At 52.8% G+C, this 16,212-nt stretch carries 14 protein-coding genes and 1 pseudogene; 4 read left to right on the top strand and 11 right to left on the bottom strand.

Annotated elements, in window-relative coordinates; translation table 11 throughout:
• Window positions 1–81: 81 nt before the first annotated feature.
• From EDF88_RS07780 to EDF88_RS07765, 4 genes and pseudogenes are all read right to left on the bottom strand, one after another.
• Window positions 82–1,434: pseudogene (locus tag EDF88_RS07780) on the bottom strand (PepSY-associated TM helix domain-containing protein); the annotation flags it as partial.
• A gap of 41 nt (window positions 1,435–1,475) precedes the next feature.
• On the bottom strand, window positions 1,476–1,901 hold the full coding sequence (locus tag EDF88_RS07775) for a DUF2946 domain-containing protein (protein ID WP_134183893.1): 426 nt from the start codon (window positions 1,899–1,901) through the stop codon (window positions 1,476–1,478).
• 113 nt (window positions 1,902–2,014) lie between these two features.
• Entirely contained in the window at window positions 2,015–3,070 is a 1,056-nt protein-coding gene (locus tag EDF88_RS07770; protein ID WP_134183891.1) for an NAD(P)-dependent alcohol dehydrogenase, read from the bottom strand.
• A gap of 132 nt (window positions 3,071–3,202) precedes the next feature.
• Window positions 3,203–3,625, bottom strand: coding sequence for a cupin domain-containing protein (locus EDF88_RS07765; RefSeq protein WP_064516869.1), 423 nt, complete (start codon window positions 3,623–3,625; stop codon window positions 3,203–3,205).
• A 255-nt stretch (window positions 3,626–3,880) separates the two neighbouring features.
• On the opposite strand from EDF88_RS07765, the gene EDF88_RS07760 reads away from it, so the two are divergent.
• On the top strand, window positions 3,881–4,774 hold the full coding sequence (locus EDF88_RS07760; protein ID WP_134183889.1) for a LysR family transcriptional regulator: 894 nt from the start codon (window positions 3,881–3,883) through the stop codon (window positions 4,772–4,774).
• A gap of 62 nt (window positions 4,775–4,836) precedes the next feature.
• Here EDF88_RS07760 and EDF88_RS07755 read toward each other — a convergent pair whose 3' ends face one another.
• Window positions 4,837–5,955, bottom strand: a complete 1,119-nt coding sequence (locus EDF88_RS07755; RefSeq protein ID WP_134183887.1) for a YbdK family carboxylate-amine ligase — start codon at window positions 5,953–5,955, stop codon at window positions 4,837–4,839.
• Window positions 5,956–6,181: 226 nt separating this feature from the next.
• Here EDF88_RS07755 and EDF88_RS07750 point away from each other — a divergent pair, with 226 nt between their 5' ends.
• A complete protein-coding gene (locus EDF88_RS07750) occupies window positions 6,182–7,429 on the top strand; it encodes a mechanosensitive ion channel family protein (RefSeq protein WP_134183885.1) in 1,248 nt (415 codons plus the stop codon).
• A gap of 82 nt (window positions 7,430–7,511) precedes the next feature.
• Here the strand turns inward: EDF88_RS07750 and EDF88_RS07745 are convergent, their stop codons facing one another.
• From EDF88_RS07745 to EDF88_RS07720, 5 genes are all read right to left on the bottom strand, one after another.
• Window positions 7,512–7,766: a DUF1158 domain-containing protein gene (locus EDF88_RS07745; protein WP_064517653.1), complete on the bottom strand. Its 255-nt coding sequence runs from the start codon at window positions 7,764–7,766 to the stop codon at window positions 7,512–7,514.
• A gap of 114 nt (window positions 7,767–7,880) precedes the next feature.
• Window positions 7,881–8,534, bottom strand: a complete 654-nt coding sequence (gene fdnI / locus EDF88_RS07740) for a formate dehydrogenase-N subunit gamma (protein ID WP_064517655.1) — start codon at window positions 8,532–8,534, stop codon at window positions 7,881–7,883.
• A complete protein-coding gene (gene fdxH / locus EDF88_RS07735; RefSeq protein WP_134183883.1) occupies window positions 8,530–9,414 on the bottom strand; it encodes a formate dehydrogenase subunit beta in 885 nt (294 codons plus the stop codon). The genes fdnI and fdxH overlap by 5 nt, the downstream gene beginning before the upstream one ends.
• An 11-nt stretch (window positions 9,415–9,425) precedes the next feature.
• Window positions 9,426–12,473 carry a formate dehydrogenase-N subunit alpha gene (gene fdnG / locus EDF88_RS07730; protein ID WP_166671957.1) on the bottom strand — a complete coding sequence of 1,016 codons (3,048 nt, stop codon included), beginning with the start codon at window positions 12,471–12,473 and terminating at the stop codon, window positions 9,426–9,428.
• A gap of 164 nt (window positions 12,474–12,637) precedes the next feature.
• The gene (locus tag EDF88_RS07720) at window positions 12,638–13,546 is read right to left on the bottom strand and encodes a LysR family transcriptional regulator (protein ID WP_134183879.1); all 909 of its coding nucleotides are present in this window, start codon (window positions 13,544–13,546) and stop codon (window positions 12,638–12,640) included.
• 105 nt (window positions 13,547–13,651) lie between these two features.
• Here EDF88_RS07720 and EDF88_RS07715 point away from each other — a divergent pair, with 105 nt between their 5' ends.
• Window positions 13,652–14,518, top strand: coding sequence for an MBL fold metallo-hydrolase (locus EDF88_RS07715; RefSeq protein WP_134183877.1), 867 nt, complete (start codon window positions 13,652–13,654; stop codon window positions 14,516–14,518).
• 12 nt (window positions 14,519–14,530) lie between these two features.
• Window positions 14,531–15,181 carry a DsbA family protein gene (locus EDF88_RS07710; protein WP_134183875.1) on the top strand — a complete coding sequence of 217 codons (651 nt, stop codon included), beginning with the start codon at window positions 14,531–14,533 and terminating at the stop codon, window positions 15,179–15,181.
• On the opposite strand, the gene EDF88_RS07705 is transcribed toward EDF88_RS07710, so the two are convergent.
• Window positions 15,178–16,107 (bottom strand): LysR substrate-binding domain-containing protein, encoded by a 930-nt coding sequence (locus tag EDF88_RS07705; RefSeq protein WP_064516888.1) that lies wholly within the window; start codon window positions 16,105–16,107, stop codon window positions 15,178–15,180. The genes EDF88_RS07710 and EDF88_RS07705 overlap by 4 nt on opposite strands.
• Between the last annotated feature and the right edge of the window lie 105 nt (window positions 16,108–16,212).

Genomic DNA, 16,212 nt, shown 5'->3' with positions numbered 1-16,212 from the left:
GAGGGCCTGGAGAATACGATTTCCCCCTCGCCAGAAAAGTGAGGGGGAAGGGAATTACGAAGTCTGCAATTTCAACGCGTTTTTGCGCCAGCGGCCAATATCAGCAACGATAAACAGCAACAGGCTGGCACCCATTACCGGCAGGCTGTAGCCAAAGAGTAGCGCGACAATCACCACTCCTGCACGCCATGCACCTGGCAGCGCAAGCCACGCTTCACTTAGTGTTTGTGCGGGGTTGCTCGCAGAAGCCGCCGGGCGTTTTAACCACCACATCCGGTAACCGAGAATCACCATCGTGCACAGGCCAATGCCAAACGCTGCCAGCAATAGCTGGTTTGCCAGCCCGAAAAGCACGCCCATATGAGCATCAATTCCCCAGCGCGTCAGTTTGGCAACCAGCGGGAAATCAGCAAACCAGGTGCGGTCAATCACCTTAAAACTGGTTGGATCGACCGCTGCAGTATCGACATGCGTCGGCCAGGCGCGGTCAATTTCACTCACGGTCCAGGCTTTATCTGCCGAACGGGCTGGGCGAATCTCGATTTTACTCGATTCAATTCCAGCACCACGAGCGGCTGTAAGTACCTGATCCCAGACACTGTCGTCTGTTTGCGGCATTACAATGCCTGGCATCATGGCGTGGTGTTCCGCATGAGGGTCATGTTGCTGATGCCCGGTTTGTGGCACCAGCGCCGTATTGACCTGTGGCGTCATCCAACCGAGTGCACTGCGCATTTTGTCGATATTTCCGCCCGCCCACTGCGACCAGGTGAGCCCGGTGGCAGAGAAAAACAGCAGGCCGAGCAGCAACGCAGCACCCAGCGTAATGTGCCAGTGACGCGCTTTTCTTTGCGCGGTTTGCCGCACTTTTAACTTTCTTTTTGGCCGAGAAGTCAGCCACAACACCACGCCGCCAAGTGCTGCAACCCATAGCCAGGACGCAGCAAGCTCACTGTAAATTCTGCCGGTATCGCCCAGCAGCAATGCGCGATGGAATTGATCAATCCAGGTACGCAGTGGCAGCACACCGCTGGTGCCATACACCGTCATATCGCCCTGAATGGCAAGTGTTGCAGGTGAGACAAAAATGGCGCGCGATTCTGACTCGCCAAGCGTCGGGTCAACAAACTGCACGCGCGTGGTGTCGCCAGGATGGGGGGCTGGCCGCACGGCTGAGATGCTGGCATCGTTGCCAATATATTGGCGTGCAGCGCCTATTTGCTGTGAAAGCGGCTGGTTTGGACCAGTATCTGGCGTGCGCAAGGCTTCATGATAAAGCGCATTCTCAATTTGTGGCGTCAGCACATATAGGGTGCCGGTAAGTGCTGCGATAAAAATAAACGGACCAACAAACAAGCCAATATAGAAATGCAGACGACGCAAAAGCGTCAGCAACGCGCCACGGCGGGCGAGCTGGGATTGATTCACAGACATGGTTATCTCCAGTAAAACTGTGACGTTAAATGATGTTTGTATTAACGAGACAATTCGACAGGAGGCGCGCGTGGCAGCGCTTCGGCATCGTTATGCTGGGGCAGAAGCGCTGCGATAACCGGGGGCGGTGGCGCACGCGTAATACGCCATGCCAACCAGACAAAGGGAATAAATAGCCAGACGATCAGTGGGATATGCAGCAGAAGTTGGCAATACCCGCAGGCGATATCATCCATCAAGGAAGCGCCCGCGCCCGGCATCAAGTGGGATGCTGTGGGCATTTCCATATTGCCCATCTCCATCATCATGCCGCCTGAATGGCTCATCATATGATGCTCACCATTCGCCGCCGCACGCCGCTGTTCCAGTGATTTTGAAATCACCGGGGCGATAAAAAGCATTGCCATCGCGAGTAAAGCGAGAGCAAAAGGCCATTTATGACGTGAAAGGGAGAAGAGTGATGGCAACCGGGCATCTACCAAAAACAGCGAGTGTTGCGCGATTGTATATGAAATGTGATGTTGGAAGGGAGGATATAACCAGAAAAACCCTCCCTTTTTTACAGAGAGGGTTTGCGCAATCAGGCTTTAAGCGTCGCCATATCAATCACAAAACGGTACTTCACATCGCTTTTCAGCATCCGCTCATAGGCTGCGTTGATATCGGGCATATTGATCATTTCAATATCAGAAACAATCCCGTGTTCACCGCAGAAATCCAGCATTTCTTGGGTTTCTTTGATGCCGCCAATACAGGAGCCGGCAACTGAACGGCGACCCAGAATCATCGGTAAGGTGCTGACCGGTGGTTCAATGTTGCCCAGCAAACCGACATACACCAGCGTGCCATCAAGAGTCAGTGTTGGCATATACGGGTTGATATCGTGGTCATAAGGTACGGTGTCGATAATCAGGTCGAACTGATTTCTAACCGATGCCATCTGCTCATCATCGGTGGAAAGTACGATGTGATGCGCCCCCAGGCGGCGTGCATCTTCCTCTTTGCTCGCAGAACGGGTGAACAGAGTGACTTCCGCACCCATCGCATTTGCCAGTTTCAGTGCCATATGGCCTAAGCCACCCAGCCCGATTACAGCCACATTGCTACCTTCGCCTACATTCCAGTGGCGCAGTGGCGACCACGTGGTAATACCCGCGCACAGCAATGGGGCCGCACCTTTGAGATCCATACCCTCAGGCATTTTCAGCACAAAATCTTCTGAGGCGACAATCGCCTGCGAGTAACCACCGTAGGTTGGCAGATGATCATGGCGATCAACGCCGTTGTAGGTCTGCACGTTGCCTTCTTCACAGTACTGCTCAAGACCCTCTTTACACGGATGGCAGATACGACACGAGTCCACCATACAGCCGATACCCGCGTAATCGCCTGGCTTGAATTTTGTCACGTCACTGCCAACGGAGGCCACGCGCCCAACGACTTCATGGCCCGGCACCAACGGATATTGACTGAAACCCCAGTCATTACGCGCCTGGTGTAGGTCTGAGTGGCAAACGCCGCAGTACATCACTTCGATCACCACGTCATCTGGACGCGGTGCGCGTCGCATAAATTCAAATGGAGCAAGTGGAACATCTGCGGACTGTGCCGCATAACCGAGCACTTTCATCGTCATGTTTGTTCTCCGAGTTGAGAGGCTATACCTAAATTAATTGGAGTTGCTTCAAGGCGGCAAACTCGAGAATCCCCGGGCGCTTACTCAAGTAAGTGACTGCGGTGAGTGAGTGCAGCCAACGCAGAAGCAACTTCAAGAATGAAGGGTATCTTTTTTGTATTGATCGTCGCTGACGTGTTCCATCCACTCGACAGGGGTGCCATTGAGTGACTCAGCAATGGCGATATGCGTCATAGCGTTATCTGGCGTCGCGCCATGCCAATGCTTCACACCTTCAGGGATCCAGACAATATCACCTTGATTCATTTGGCGGATTTCACCACCCCATTCCTGCAACCAGCCGTGCCCATGGGTGATAATCAGCGTTTGTCCGAGCGGATGCGTATGCCAGGCGGTACGCGCACCAGGTTCAAAAGTGACGGTAGCGCCACCGGTACGAGCAGGGGGCGTGGTCTGGAAAGGTGCATCAATACGGACTCTACCTGTGAAGTAACTTTCCGGACCCGTTTGAGAAGGCTGTGATCCAGCCTGGATGATTTTCAGCTTTTCTTCCATTTTTTCCTCTACTTCGGCATTCAATGCCGGGGTTAACAGAGATAACACCAGTCAGAAGTATAGGTAACTGAGCGCGACTGGCAGATAAGTTGGTCGTGGTTTGAGTGCCCACGCTTCGTTGTGAGGACCGAGAAAGCTATGTTAGCGCCTGTTATTACTGCTGATTAGCCCGGTATATACGCAAGGAGCTATGAGTTGAATTCATGAATCTGCGTATACTGATAACCAGTTAATGCAGCGACGGCAGATTTGCATATGTTAAAAGAGAACTTTAACGACCTGATTTCATTCCTGGTGGTTGCCCGTGAACGCAGCTTCACTAAAGCTGCCGCCAAATTAGGCGTATCGCAGTCGGCTCTAAGCCATGCTATTCGTGGCCTGGAAGAGCGCCTCGAATTACGCTTACTGACGCGCACAACACGCAGCGTTGCCCCAACAGAAGCCGGTGAAAAGCTGGTGGAGAGCCTTGGGCCTCGTTTCGCTGAAATTGAAGGCGAGCTGGAAGCGCTGATCGAAATGCGTGAGAACCCAGCGGGCAATATCCGCATAACGGCGGGGGAACACGCGGTAGATTCGGTGCTGTGGCCTGTACTGAAATCTTTTCTGGGGGATTACCCGGATATAAAAGTGGAAATTACCGTCGATAACACCCTGACGGATATTGTTACCGGGCGATTTGACGCCGGAATTCGTCTGGGCGAGCAAGTTGCCAAAGATATGATTGCGGTACGCATTGGTCCGGATATGCGCATGGCGGTAGTTGGTTCCCCTGATTACCTCGCAAAGCAAGGTACACCTCAATCCCCGCAAGAATTACAAAACCATAATTGCATTAATATGCGCCTGCCAACTATGGGTGGCCTGTATGCATGGGAATTTGAAAAAGAGGGGCGGGAATTACGCGTGCGCGTTGACGGGCAATTGACGTTTAACAGCTTGCGCCAGCGGATTGATGCCGCAACAGTCGGGCTTGGCCTGGCCTATGTCCCGGAGGATTCGGTAGCAGCAGCCGTTGAGCGCGGCGAGCTGGTCACAGTACTTAAAGAGTGGTGCGCCCCATTTCCTGGTTATTACCTGTATTACCCAAGCCGTAAACAACACACCACCGCATTTTCTTTATTTGTTGAGGCGCTAAGGTTTAAGCGTTAATCGATATTTATCAGAAATCGTATTGGCCTATTTCCAATAGGCCTCCTGGCAGAAAATTAAATTCACTCAGTTGCCCAAATTTCACAATGTTCTCGCATTAACTCGGTCAGAAGCCCTCCCTCAGTAATAAACTGACGAATGCGGCGCGTATCACTGTCGTTATTACGCACATAACCTTCAATGGCTTCTAAAGCTGATGATGCCCGGAGTTGTGCCGCATAAGGCGCAAGAGTATCGAGCAATGGCAAAATATCTTCTGCCATTGTGCGTTGCTCGCCGGTGCGCACGTCGGTCAGCATCCCTTCAAGCCCAAAGCGGCAGGCCTGAAAGCGATTGAAACGGTAAAGTAAGTAGTCTTCAGAACGCGGCACAAAGGGTCGTTCGCTCAATAACCAGTGGGCCAAAGCCTGAATAAATCCGGCGATATGGACCGCACGTGTGATAGTCAGCGGCGTGTCCATTACGCGCACTTCAATGGTGCCAAATTTTGGACTTGGGCGAATATCCCAGTGCAGGTCTTTCATCGATTGAACGATGCTGCTGGACTCAAGGCGTTGGTACATCCACTTAAACTCGTTCCAGTCGCCGACGAAAGGCGCAGGCCCGTTATCCGGGAATGCCGAGAAGATATTCAAACGTGACGAGGCATAGGTTGTATCTGCCCCCTGAATATACGGCGATGAAGCCGAGAGCGCGATGACGTGCGGAACAAAGCGCGACAGGCCATGCAGCAAATAAATAGCGTCCTCTTCGTTCTCACAGCCGACATGCACATGCTGGCCAAATACCGTTGCCTGCTTCATTAAATAGCCATATAGCTCGAGCGTTTTGTTATAGCGTTCGCTCTGGCATACCTCCTGGCGCTGCCATTTTTGAAACGGATGCGTACCGCCACCGCAAATTGCCAGATGATGTTTACTTGCTGATTGCAGCACATGCTGGCGCAAACTTGAAAGCTGCGCCTGAGCCTGCGCGATATCGCCACACACCCCGGTGGCGATTTCCAGCATGCTTTCGGTGATGTCATGTTTGACTTCGCCTTCTGTCACCAGGCCTTTCAGAGAGTCAATCAGCAGCGATGAGTCCTGGCTGAGATCGTTGGCTGGAGGATTGATGATCTGCAATTCCAGCTCGATGCCGAGGGTGTATGGGTCAGAATGATTAAAATCACTTAGTGGCATGCTGGGCTCTCATTGTTCTGACAATTATTGAATTGAGTATAGCCAGCCGTCTGGAAACGATCGGGCGTAGAAACTGTTTTTATCTCATAATTCCCACTGGGAATTATCTGCTGCTCATAAATGCAATGATAATATTGTAAAGAATGTTCAGTGAATTAAAATGCCTTGAAAGTTGCACTAAGAATCATCTCCCTCCATTATATGCGTTGTTCAGGAAGGAGTTATTATGAAAGATTTGGTTTCATTTTTAAGTACTTTTGGTGTTGTGCTTGACCCAACAACTTCGATATTAGTCGTTCTGGGTATTATTTTTGTATTTGCATTAATTGTACATTTTATTCTACACCGCGTTGTACTGCGCACTTTTGAGAAACGTGCGCAATCCAGTCACCATTTGTGGCTACAAATCATCACAGAAAATAAGCTATTTCATCGGCTTGCTTCAACCCTGCAAGGGATTATCGTTAATATCCAGGCTGTTTTGTGGCTGCAAAAAGGCAGTGATGCCAGCGAGATATTAATTATCGGCGCGCAGCTTTGGATTATGCTCTATTCCTTACTGTCGTTATTCTCCTTGCTGGATGTTATTTATAATTTCTCACAGAAATTTACTATTACGTCGGATATTCCGCTAAAAGGAATATTCCAGGGTGTGAAGCTCATTAGCTCCCTGGTGATTGGCATTATGATGATTTCCAGAGTTATCGGTCAATCTCCTGCGATTCTTATCAGCGGCCTGGGTGCAATGGCTGCGGTGTTAATGTTGGTATTTAAAGATCCGATTCTAGGACTGGTGGCCGGTATACAGCTCTCGGCAAACCGTATGTTAAAGCTGGGTGACTGGCTGGAAATGCCGAAGTTTGGTGCTGATGGTGCGGTGACTGATATTGGCCTGACTACCGTGAAAGTGCGTAACTGGGATAATACCATTACCACCATTCCAACTTATGCTCTGGTTTCTGATGCATTTAAAAACTGGAGCGGCATGTCGCAATCTGGTGGTCGCCGTATTAAGCGCAGTATTAATATTGATACCACCAGTATTCATTTTCTTTCCGCTGATGAAATTCAGCGCTTAATGAATGCGAGATTATTGAAGCCCTATATCGACTCGCGCAGCAAAGAAATTGAAGAATATAATCGAACCCATAATAGCGATGGGGTTTCAGTGCTCAATGCCCGTAGCATGACCAACGTCGGGACATTCCGGGTTTATCTCACCGAATATCTGCAAAATCATCCGCGTATTCGCAAAGACATGACCTTAATGGTTCGCCAACTTGCACCAGGTGCTGAAGGTTTACCGATAGAAATTTATGCCTTTACCAATACCGTGGCATGGCTGGAATATGAAGCCATTCAGGCTGATATATTCGAGCATATATTTGCCGTGGTTGACGAGTTTGGGCTGCGTATTCATCAGGCGCCGACGGGCAATGATATTCGTTCGATTGTGTTACCGACCTCGTTGTAGGTTGGATTAGCGTAGCGACATCCGACAATTCTTGTATAAATGGTGGATGTCGCTTGCGCTAATCCACCCTACAACAGCGACTCTACGCATCACGGTCAATCGAAAACCAGCGCTTCCAGATAAAGCGAATCACGAAGTATTCAATGGCACCCAAAGCCAGGAACCAAACGCAGAAAATAATGGTGTAAAGCTGGTTCAAATCCAGCAGATGGAACATCGTGATGAGCTTTTGCGCTAGTTCAATGGTCAGTGCGGGTGCCGGAAGCAGTAGGCATGAGAAAAAGGCCAGTAGCAGAATACTGCCAGCGCTTATCAAGGTTTCAAGAGGGTGTTTCATCATTGTGATTATGCCGGATAAGGTTTAAACAGAGCCAAAAGCGCATTGTCCGGGAAAATTCCTGTCGATACAAATCCCCGGCGCACCTTCGCCGGGGACAGCAGGGCGCATTCACTACAACCCTTCAGTACTCTCTTTCTTCGCTTCTTTCGCCAGAACCGCACGATACCAGCGTGGATGGTGCTTCTGTGCCCAGCGGCGGCTGACTTTGCCGACGATCATGCCTTTTATCGACCCTTTCACCCAGAAAGCCATATACATATGAATCAAAATAGCGTGGATCAATATGATGGCGACGGTGGCGTGAATCAGCAGGCTGTAACGCACCAGTTTGATGGAAAAGTACGGGGCAAAATAGGGCCGCCAGATAATCACTCCGGTTACCAGCAGCACGAAAATCATGCTCATAATGGTCCAGAACATCATCTTCTGCCCGGCGTTATATTTGCCGACATCCGCCACTTTATGCTCGTTGCCTTTCAGCACTTCGACAATATTTTTCACCCACGGCCAGTCCTGCTTTTCCGGGATATTGTGATGCACGAAACGCACAAACATAAACATCAGCGCCACGAAAATCAGCACGCCAAAAAACGGGTGCAAAATGCGCCCCATCTGCGGCGTCCCGAACGTTTCCGTCAGCCATTGCAGCGTCGGGAAGAACAGCGCAATGCCGGAAAGTGACACCAGGAAAAAGCAAATCACTACCGTCCAGTGGCAGGCACGGTCGATAAATTTCGTCCTGATAATCGATTTGCTCTGCTTAATCATGATGTTCCTCCTCGTCTTCATCCACCTCTTCGTTTGGCCCGATGCCAATGTAGTGGAAAATCAGCCCGGCAAAGGTGGCGATAAAACCTGCCGCCGACAACGGTTTGAGGATCCCTTTCCACAGGTTAATCGGCACGTCGATATGCGGATCTTTCGGCAGGTTGTGATACAGCTCCGGCTGGTCAGCGTGGTGCAGCACATACATCACGTGCGTACCGCCAACGCCCGGCGGGTTGTAGAGGCCCGCGTACGGATAGCCGCGTTTTTGCAGTTTTGAAACCCGCTCGTCGGCCACGTCTAACATCTCCTTTTTGGTGCCAAAATGAATGGCACCCGTCGGACAGGTTTTCACGCAGGCTGGCTCCTGGCCGACGCTGACGCGATCGACACACAGCGTGCATTTGTAGACGCGGTTATCGTCTTTATTCAGGCGCGGAATGTTGAACGGGCACCCGGCGATGCAATAACCACAGCCAATACAGTGTTCCGACTGAAAATCGACGATGCCATTAGCATACTGAATAATGGCACCCGCAGACGGACACGCCTTCAGGCAGCCCGGGTCTTCGCAGTGCATGCAGCCATCCTTGCGGATAAGCCACTCCAGCTTGCCGTTTTGCGTGGTTTCGCTAAAGCGCATTAACGTCCAGGATTTAGCGCTCAAATCGGCGGGGTTATCGTAAACCCCGACGCAATGACCGACTTCATCGCGGATGTCGTTCCACTCCGAACAGGCGACCTGGCAGGCTTTGCAGCCGATACAGCTTGAGACGTCAATCAGCTTGGCGACTTCTTCTTTGAAGTCACGAGCCTGCGGCGGCGGCGTAAAGCCGTTGGTAGCCGAACGCTTGATAATATCCTGAGATTGCATGGACATGAGTTCGCTCCTTACGCCTTCTCAATGTTGACCAGAAACGCCTTGTACTCTGGCGTTTGCGAGTTAGCGTCACCGACGGACGGCGTCAGCGTGTTGGCGAGATAGCCTTTACGCGCCGTACCTTCAAAGCCCCAGTGCAGCGGAATACCCACGGTTTCCACTTCCTGCCCGCCAGCGTTCAGCGTTTGCAGGCGCTGCGTGACCACCGCAACGGCGCGAATAAACCCGCGTTTGCTGCTGACTTTCACGTGGTCGCCGTTGGCAATACCTTTGCTTTTCGCCAGTTTCTCGCTGATTTCCACAAACTGCTCGGGCTGCGCAATCGCGTTAAGCCGCGAGTGTTTAGTCCAGGTGTGGAAGTGCTCGGTCAGGCGATACGTGGTGCCGACATACGGGAACTCGTGACGTTTGCCCATGCGTTTAGCGTCAGCTTCATACAGGCGAGCCGCCGGGTTCGAGACCACATTCGGGTGCAGCGGGTTGGTACCCAGCGGCGTTTCAAACGGCTCGTAATGTTCAGGGAATGGGCCTTCTGCCATTTTGTCGATGGCAAACAGGCGGCCTAAACCTTCTGGCTGCATGATAAACGGCCCCACGCCGCTGCCCGGTGCGGCCGTGTTGTAGTCCGGGATATCGTTCCCGACCCACTTCGCGCCATTCCACTGAATCAACATACGTTTCGGGTCCCACGGTTTGCCCTGCGGATCGGCAGACGCGCGGTTGTAGATAATGCGGCGGTTGAGTGGCCACGCCCAGGCCCAGCCCAGCGTGTTGCCCAGCCCGGACGGATCGGCGTTATCGCGGTTCGCCATCTGGTTGCCTTTCGCCGTCCAGCTCCCGGCGTAAATCCAGCAGGCAGACGCGGTGGTGCCGTCGTCACGCAGCAGCGCAAACGAGTCCAGAAGCTGACCTTTCTTCGCCAGCAAATTCCCAGCTGGATCATAGAGATCTTCCAGCGCGTAGCCGTTGTTCTCTTTGGCGACCTCTTCGGATTCAGGGCTGTCTGGCAGCTCATAATGCCAGCCCATTTTCAGCAATGGCTCGGCACCTTTACCACCTTCGCTGCGATAAAGCTCGCGGATCTGGTGGTAAATCCCAGCCAGAATTTCGCCGTCGTTACGGGCTTCTCCCGGTGCATCTGCCCCTTTCCAGTGCCACTGTAACCAGCGCCCGGAGTTGGCAATTGAACCGTCTTCCTCGGCAAAGCAGGTAGACGGCAGGCGGAACACTTCGGTCTGAATCGCCGCCGGGTTCACGTCGTTCATCTCGCCGTGGTTTTGCCAGAAGTTAGACGTTTCAGTAACCAGCGGGTCGATAATCACCAGATATTTCAGCTTGCTGAGGCTTGCGACAATTTTGTTTTTGTCCGGGAAGGAGGCGACCGGGTTAAAGCCCTGGCAGATGTAGCCCGTGACTTTGTTGCGGTCCATCATGTCGAAGTACTTCAGCACGTCGTAGGCCTGGTCCCACTTCGGCAGCCAGTCAAAGCCCCAGTTGTTATCTTTACGCGCATCATCGCCATAGAACGCTTTCATCAGGCTGACGAAGAACTTGGGATAGTTGCCCCAATAGTTCACCTGGCCCGGCAGCGTGGCTTTCGGCGTGTTGGCGGTGAGATAGGTTTGCAGGTCGGTTTGCTTCTCAGAAGGCAGCGTCAGATAACCCGGCAGGCTGGTGGACAGCAGGCCCAGATCGGTCAGACCCTGAATGTTGGAGTGCCCGCGCAAGGCATTTACGCCGCCGCCCGCCATGCCCATATTGCCGAGTAACAACTGGATCATCGCCATGGTGCGAATGTTTTGCGCGCCCACGGTGTGTTGCGTCCAGCCCAGAGCGTACAAGAAAGTGGTGGTGCGATCGGCAGCGCTGGTGGAAGCCAGCACTTCGCACACTTTCAGGAAATCGGCCTGCGGCGTGCCGCAAATATGCTCGACCATTTCCGGCGTATAGCGGGAAACGTGCTCTTTGAGCAGGTTCCACACGCAGCGCGGGTCGGTGAGCGTATCGTCGCGTTTCGCATAACCGTTTTCGTCGAACTGATAGTTCCAGCTCGTTTTGTCGTACTGGCGTTTGGCTTCGTCATAGCCGCTAAACAGGCCATCATCGAAGCTAAAATCGTCACGCACCAAAAGGCTGGCATTGGTGTAATGCTTTACGTATTCGGCGTTGATTTTGTTATTGGAAATCAGATACAGCAGCACGCCCGACAGGAAAGTAATGTCGGTACCGGAGCGGATTGGCGCATAAATATCCGCCACCGAAGCGGTGCGGGTAAAGCGCGGATCGACCACAATCAGCGTGGCGTCGTTGTTGTTTTTGGCTTCCATCGCCCAGCGGAAACCCACCGGATGCGCTTCAGCGGCGTTGCCGCCCATCACCATCACAACGTTGGCGTTTTTGATATCAACCCAGTGGTTGGTCATCGCACCGCGACCAAATGTTGGAGCAAGACTTGCTACCGTTGGTCCGTGTCAGACGCGCGCCTGGTTATCTACCGCTAACATGCCCAGGGAGCGGACAAATTTTTGTGTCAGCATCCCGGTTTCGTTGCTGGCCGCCGACGCGCACAACATGCCGGTGGAGAGCCAACGGTTTACCGTGACATTCTGCTCATTCTTCTCAACGAAATTGGCATCACGGTCATCTTTCATCAGTCGGGCAATGCGTGAGAATGCATCGTCCCAACTGATGCGCTGCCATTTATCGGAGCCTGGCGCGCGGTATTCCGGGTAACGCAGGCGGCTTTCGCTGTGGATATAATCCAGCAAGCCCGCGCCTTTCGGGCATAACGCCCCACGGTTTACCGGGTGGTCCGGGTCACCTTCAATATGGAAAATGCTGGATTTGGCGTTTTTCGAACCATCGCCCAGGCTGTACATCAACAAACCACAGCCTACTGAGCAGTATGTACAGGTATTGCGGGTTTCTTTGGCACGCAAAAGCTTAAAGTTGCGCACCTCGGCAAGCGCCGCTTTGGGAGAAAATCCCAGAACTGCGGCGGTAGTCCCTGCCATCCCGCCGGCACAGATCTTGAAAAATTTTCTGCGACTGACGTCCATCGTAACCTCATTGTTATGACGTATGAATGGTCGCGAAAATACCCACATTTAACGGTGGCTTATTGAGCAAAATCAATTCGCCAGGTATTGGGTAGCGAGTTACCCCTTCATGAGTAGGGGTAATGGCGGGGGATTAACCATAACGAGATAATCATTGGTGAGCTTTAGCGCAGCGTCGCTCGCCACTGCTCATCCGTGGCAAACCATTCCACCAGATAATCCAGCATCGCACGCAGTGTGGCGGGCATCTGTTTGCGGGTGGTGTAAATGCCGTAGATGCCCATTTCCTGCGGTTGGTAGCCAGGCAATAGTTCAACCAGTTCACCTTTTGCCAGTAACGGGGCGGCAGAATAGTACGGCTGGAGCGAAATCCCCGCGCCCTGTAGCGTTCCCGCCAGCAGCACAACCGATTCATTGGCGCTGAGATTGCCGCTCACCGCCACGGCAGATTTTTCCCCTGCACGGTCAAAATGCCACAGGCTTTTGCCGAACCAGTTGTAAGTCAGGCAGTTATGGCTGGCGAGATCTTCAGGATGATTCGGAGTGCCGTTTGCCGCCAGATAAGCAGGAGCGGCGCACACTACCGAGGCGCAGGTGGAAAGCGGGCGGGCAATCAAATTTGGGTCCAGCTCATTGGTGATGCGCAGTGCCAGATCAATCCGTTCTTCCACCAGATTTACCGTCCGGTTGTTCATTTGCAAATCGACGCTCACCTGAGGGTGGCGTTTCAGAAACTGCGTCACGGCACCTGCCAGCGCGGTTTGCCCCAGCGACTGGGAGCAGGTGATACGTAGCAGGCCGCGTATTTCCTCGGTCTGATTATCCTCGACCAGATCGATAGCTTCGGCGACAGCGAGCATTTTGCGTGACAGGCTCAGGGTTCTTTCGCCCGCATCGGTCAGGCTCAGTTTGCGCGTGGTGCGGTGCAGCAGGCGTGCGCCAGTCCACTCTTCCATCTGCGCCAGATAACGCGTCACCATGGCTCGCGACATATCAAGATGGTCTGCGGCGGCAATCATACTGCCCAGATCGACAATGGTGACAAACACCCGTGCGGCGGTAATGCGATCCATTATTCGTCCGATTTATGCAATGAATAGTTGCTCATTATCCGGTTTTTGTATCAATTCATGCAACGTAAGATGTGCCCAACATCAAGACAATTTAGGGCATCTGCTATGTTTAAAAAATCTGTACTCACGCTGACTCTCGTCAGCCTTACGACTCTGGCACACGCCGCCAGCCCGTTAACGATGGAAGTTTACAATCCCGGTGAGAAAAGCGTGTTCCCGGTGTCGTCCGAGATAGTCAGTGGCGAGAAAGAAGTGGTGCTGATTGACGCGCAATTCCAGGGTAACGATGCCGAGCAGCTGATTGAGAAGATCAAAGCGACCGGCAAAACCCTGACGACCGTTTACATCAGCCACTCTGATCCAGACTTCTACTTCGGTCTGGACAAAATTAAGGCCGCGTTCCCACAGGCAAAAATCGTCGCCACGCCGGAAACCATTGCGGCGATTGAAGCCTCAAAAGAGGGCAAACTGGCTTACTGGGGACCGATCCTCAAAGAGAACGCGCCACAGTCGGTGGTGGTGCCGCAGCCGCTTCAGGGCAACAGCTTCATGGTTGACGGCCAGAAAATCGAAGTAAAAGGCCCAACGCCAGACCGCACCTATGTGTGGATCCCGGCGCTAAAAGCGGTGGTGGGCGGGGTGCCAGTTGCGGGCAATAATATTCATCTGTGGGTGGCTGATACTCAAACGCCGCAATCGCGTGCCGACTGGCAGCAAACGCTGGAAAGCATCAAAGCCCTGAAACCGAAAGTGGTGGTTCCAGGCCATTTCCTGCCGGGCGCACCGCAAACGCTTGAGTCGGTGACCTTCACGCAAAACTACCTGACGACGCTGGAAAAGGCGTTGCCGAAAGCAAAAGATTCAGCTCAACTGATTGCGGTGATGAAGAAGCAGTATCCTGACTTGAAGGATGAGTCGAGCCTTGAGCTGGGTGCGAAGGTGCTGAAAGGCGAAATGAAATGGCCGCAGTAACCAGGAGGAGAGATGACAACTAACACTCTGCATTACATTTTCGACCCGCTGTGTGGCTGGTGCTACGGTGCAGCTCCGCTTGTCGACGCGGCTGGTGAAGTCCCTGGACTGTCGATTGCTCTGAATGGCGGCGGCATGATGGTTGGCAACCACCGTCGCACCATAGACGCGCAGTGGCGCGGGCACGTTATCGAACATGATGCGAGGATTGCCGCCATGACCGGGCAGCCGTTCGGCGATGCGTATACCAATGGCTTATTATTGGATACCACGGCAGTGATGGACTCGGCCCCACCCACTTGCGCGATTCTTGCGGCGCAAAAGCTGGCCGGGCGCGGGCTGGAGATGCTGCATCTTATTCAGGTGGCGCACTACCAGCATGGAAAGCGTGTGGCCGATTTAACCGTTCTTGAGGCGCAGGCCCTGGAACTTGGTTTACCCATCCCGGCTTTTAGCGCTGAAATGCAGGCCATCAAAGGTGAAATCCTGAATCAGCATATTGCTGAAAGCCGTGCGCTACTGGCGCAGCTTGGTGGACGTGGTTTCCCAACTTTTGCGCTTCGCAATAGCCTCGGGCAGTTACAGGTACTGGATGCCGGGCGCTACCTTGGCGATGTCCCTGCCTGGCAGGAGATGTTGCAGCGAAGCGTAGCTGGCGCTTAATCCCGAACCAACAAGTCCCCATAAATCTCAGTCAACAACCCGCCCGGCGCAAACTGCTTTTTAATCCAGCGGGTTACCTGCCCGGTGGCGGCATGCTGGGTTGCCAGCAGCATGCGTGAATCCTGGCGCGGGTTGTTTATCTGGCGTGTCACCAGCAGGCCGCTATCCTGAGCCTCGCGCACCATATAGCTGGGTAAAAAACCAACGCCTTCTCCCAGAATCTGGCACTGGCACTTGGTGTTGAAGTCTGGCACCAGAATCGCTTCTTGCCCATGCAGCAGCCATCCCACCTTTTTATTCAGTGTTGATGCGGTGTCTTCCACCATAATATTGGGGTACAGGCGCAGCTGGCTTTCAGAAATTGGCTCCGGCATAAATGCCAACGGGTGGGTTGGAGCGATAGCAAACTGCCAGTGAATCGCGCCGATTTCCGTGTAATCAATCCCGCCACCGTCGAGCAATGTATCTGGCGCACCAATCGCAATATTTGCCTGGTTATTGATAATTGAGTCCCACACCCCGTTGTACACCTCTGTCGTGATAGTAATCAGGCAGGTAGGGAACTGCTTTTTTAGTATTTGCAGCAGTTTTGCCGTGTGGCGCGGGGTGTAAAGCAGTTGGTTGATACAGATGCGTACCTTCACCTCAATTCCTTGCGAGATGGTATCAACACCGCGTTTTATGGCGTGGAAATCGTTAAGTAGTTCGGTTGCTTTGCGATAGAAATAGAAGCCGGACTCGGTCAGTTCGATACTGCGGGTATTGCGCACAAACAGCACCACATCAAGGTACGTCTCGATTCTTTTGATGGTGTAGCTGACGGCAGAAGTGGTGATCCCCAGTTCGACCGCTGCCTTACTAAAACTTGAAAGGCGCGCCGTGGTGGTGAACGCCAGCAGGTTCTCTTCGGTAAAAATGGAATTCATGCGCTACTCCCGTAGATCGGATAAGCGCAGCGTCGTCCGACAGCTACCCAATCCTATTGTTGAATGTATTTGTATTCCTTATGATCCGCGACTTTGCCTTGAACC

Origin of the sequence: Buttiauxella sp. BIGb0552 (assembly GCF_004366275.1) — a bacterium.
In the GTDB taxonomy this organism is placed as follows: domain Bacteria; phylum Pseudomonadota; class Gammaproteobacteria; order Enterobacterales; family Enterobacteriaceae; genus Buttiauxella; species Buttiauxella gaviniae.
This window is presented reverse-complemented; position numbering and strand designations above follow the sequence as displayed.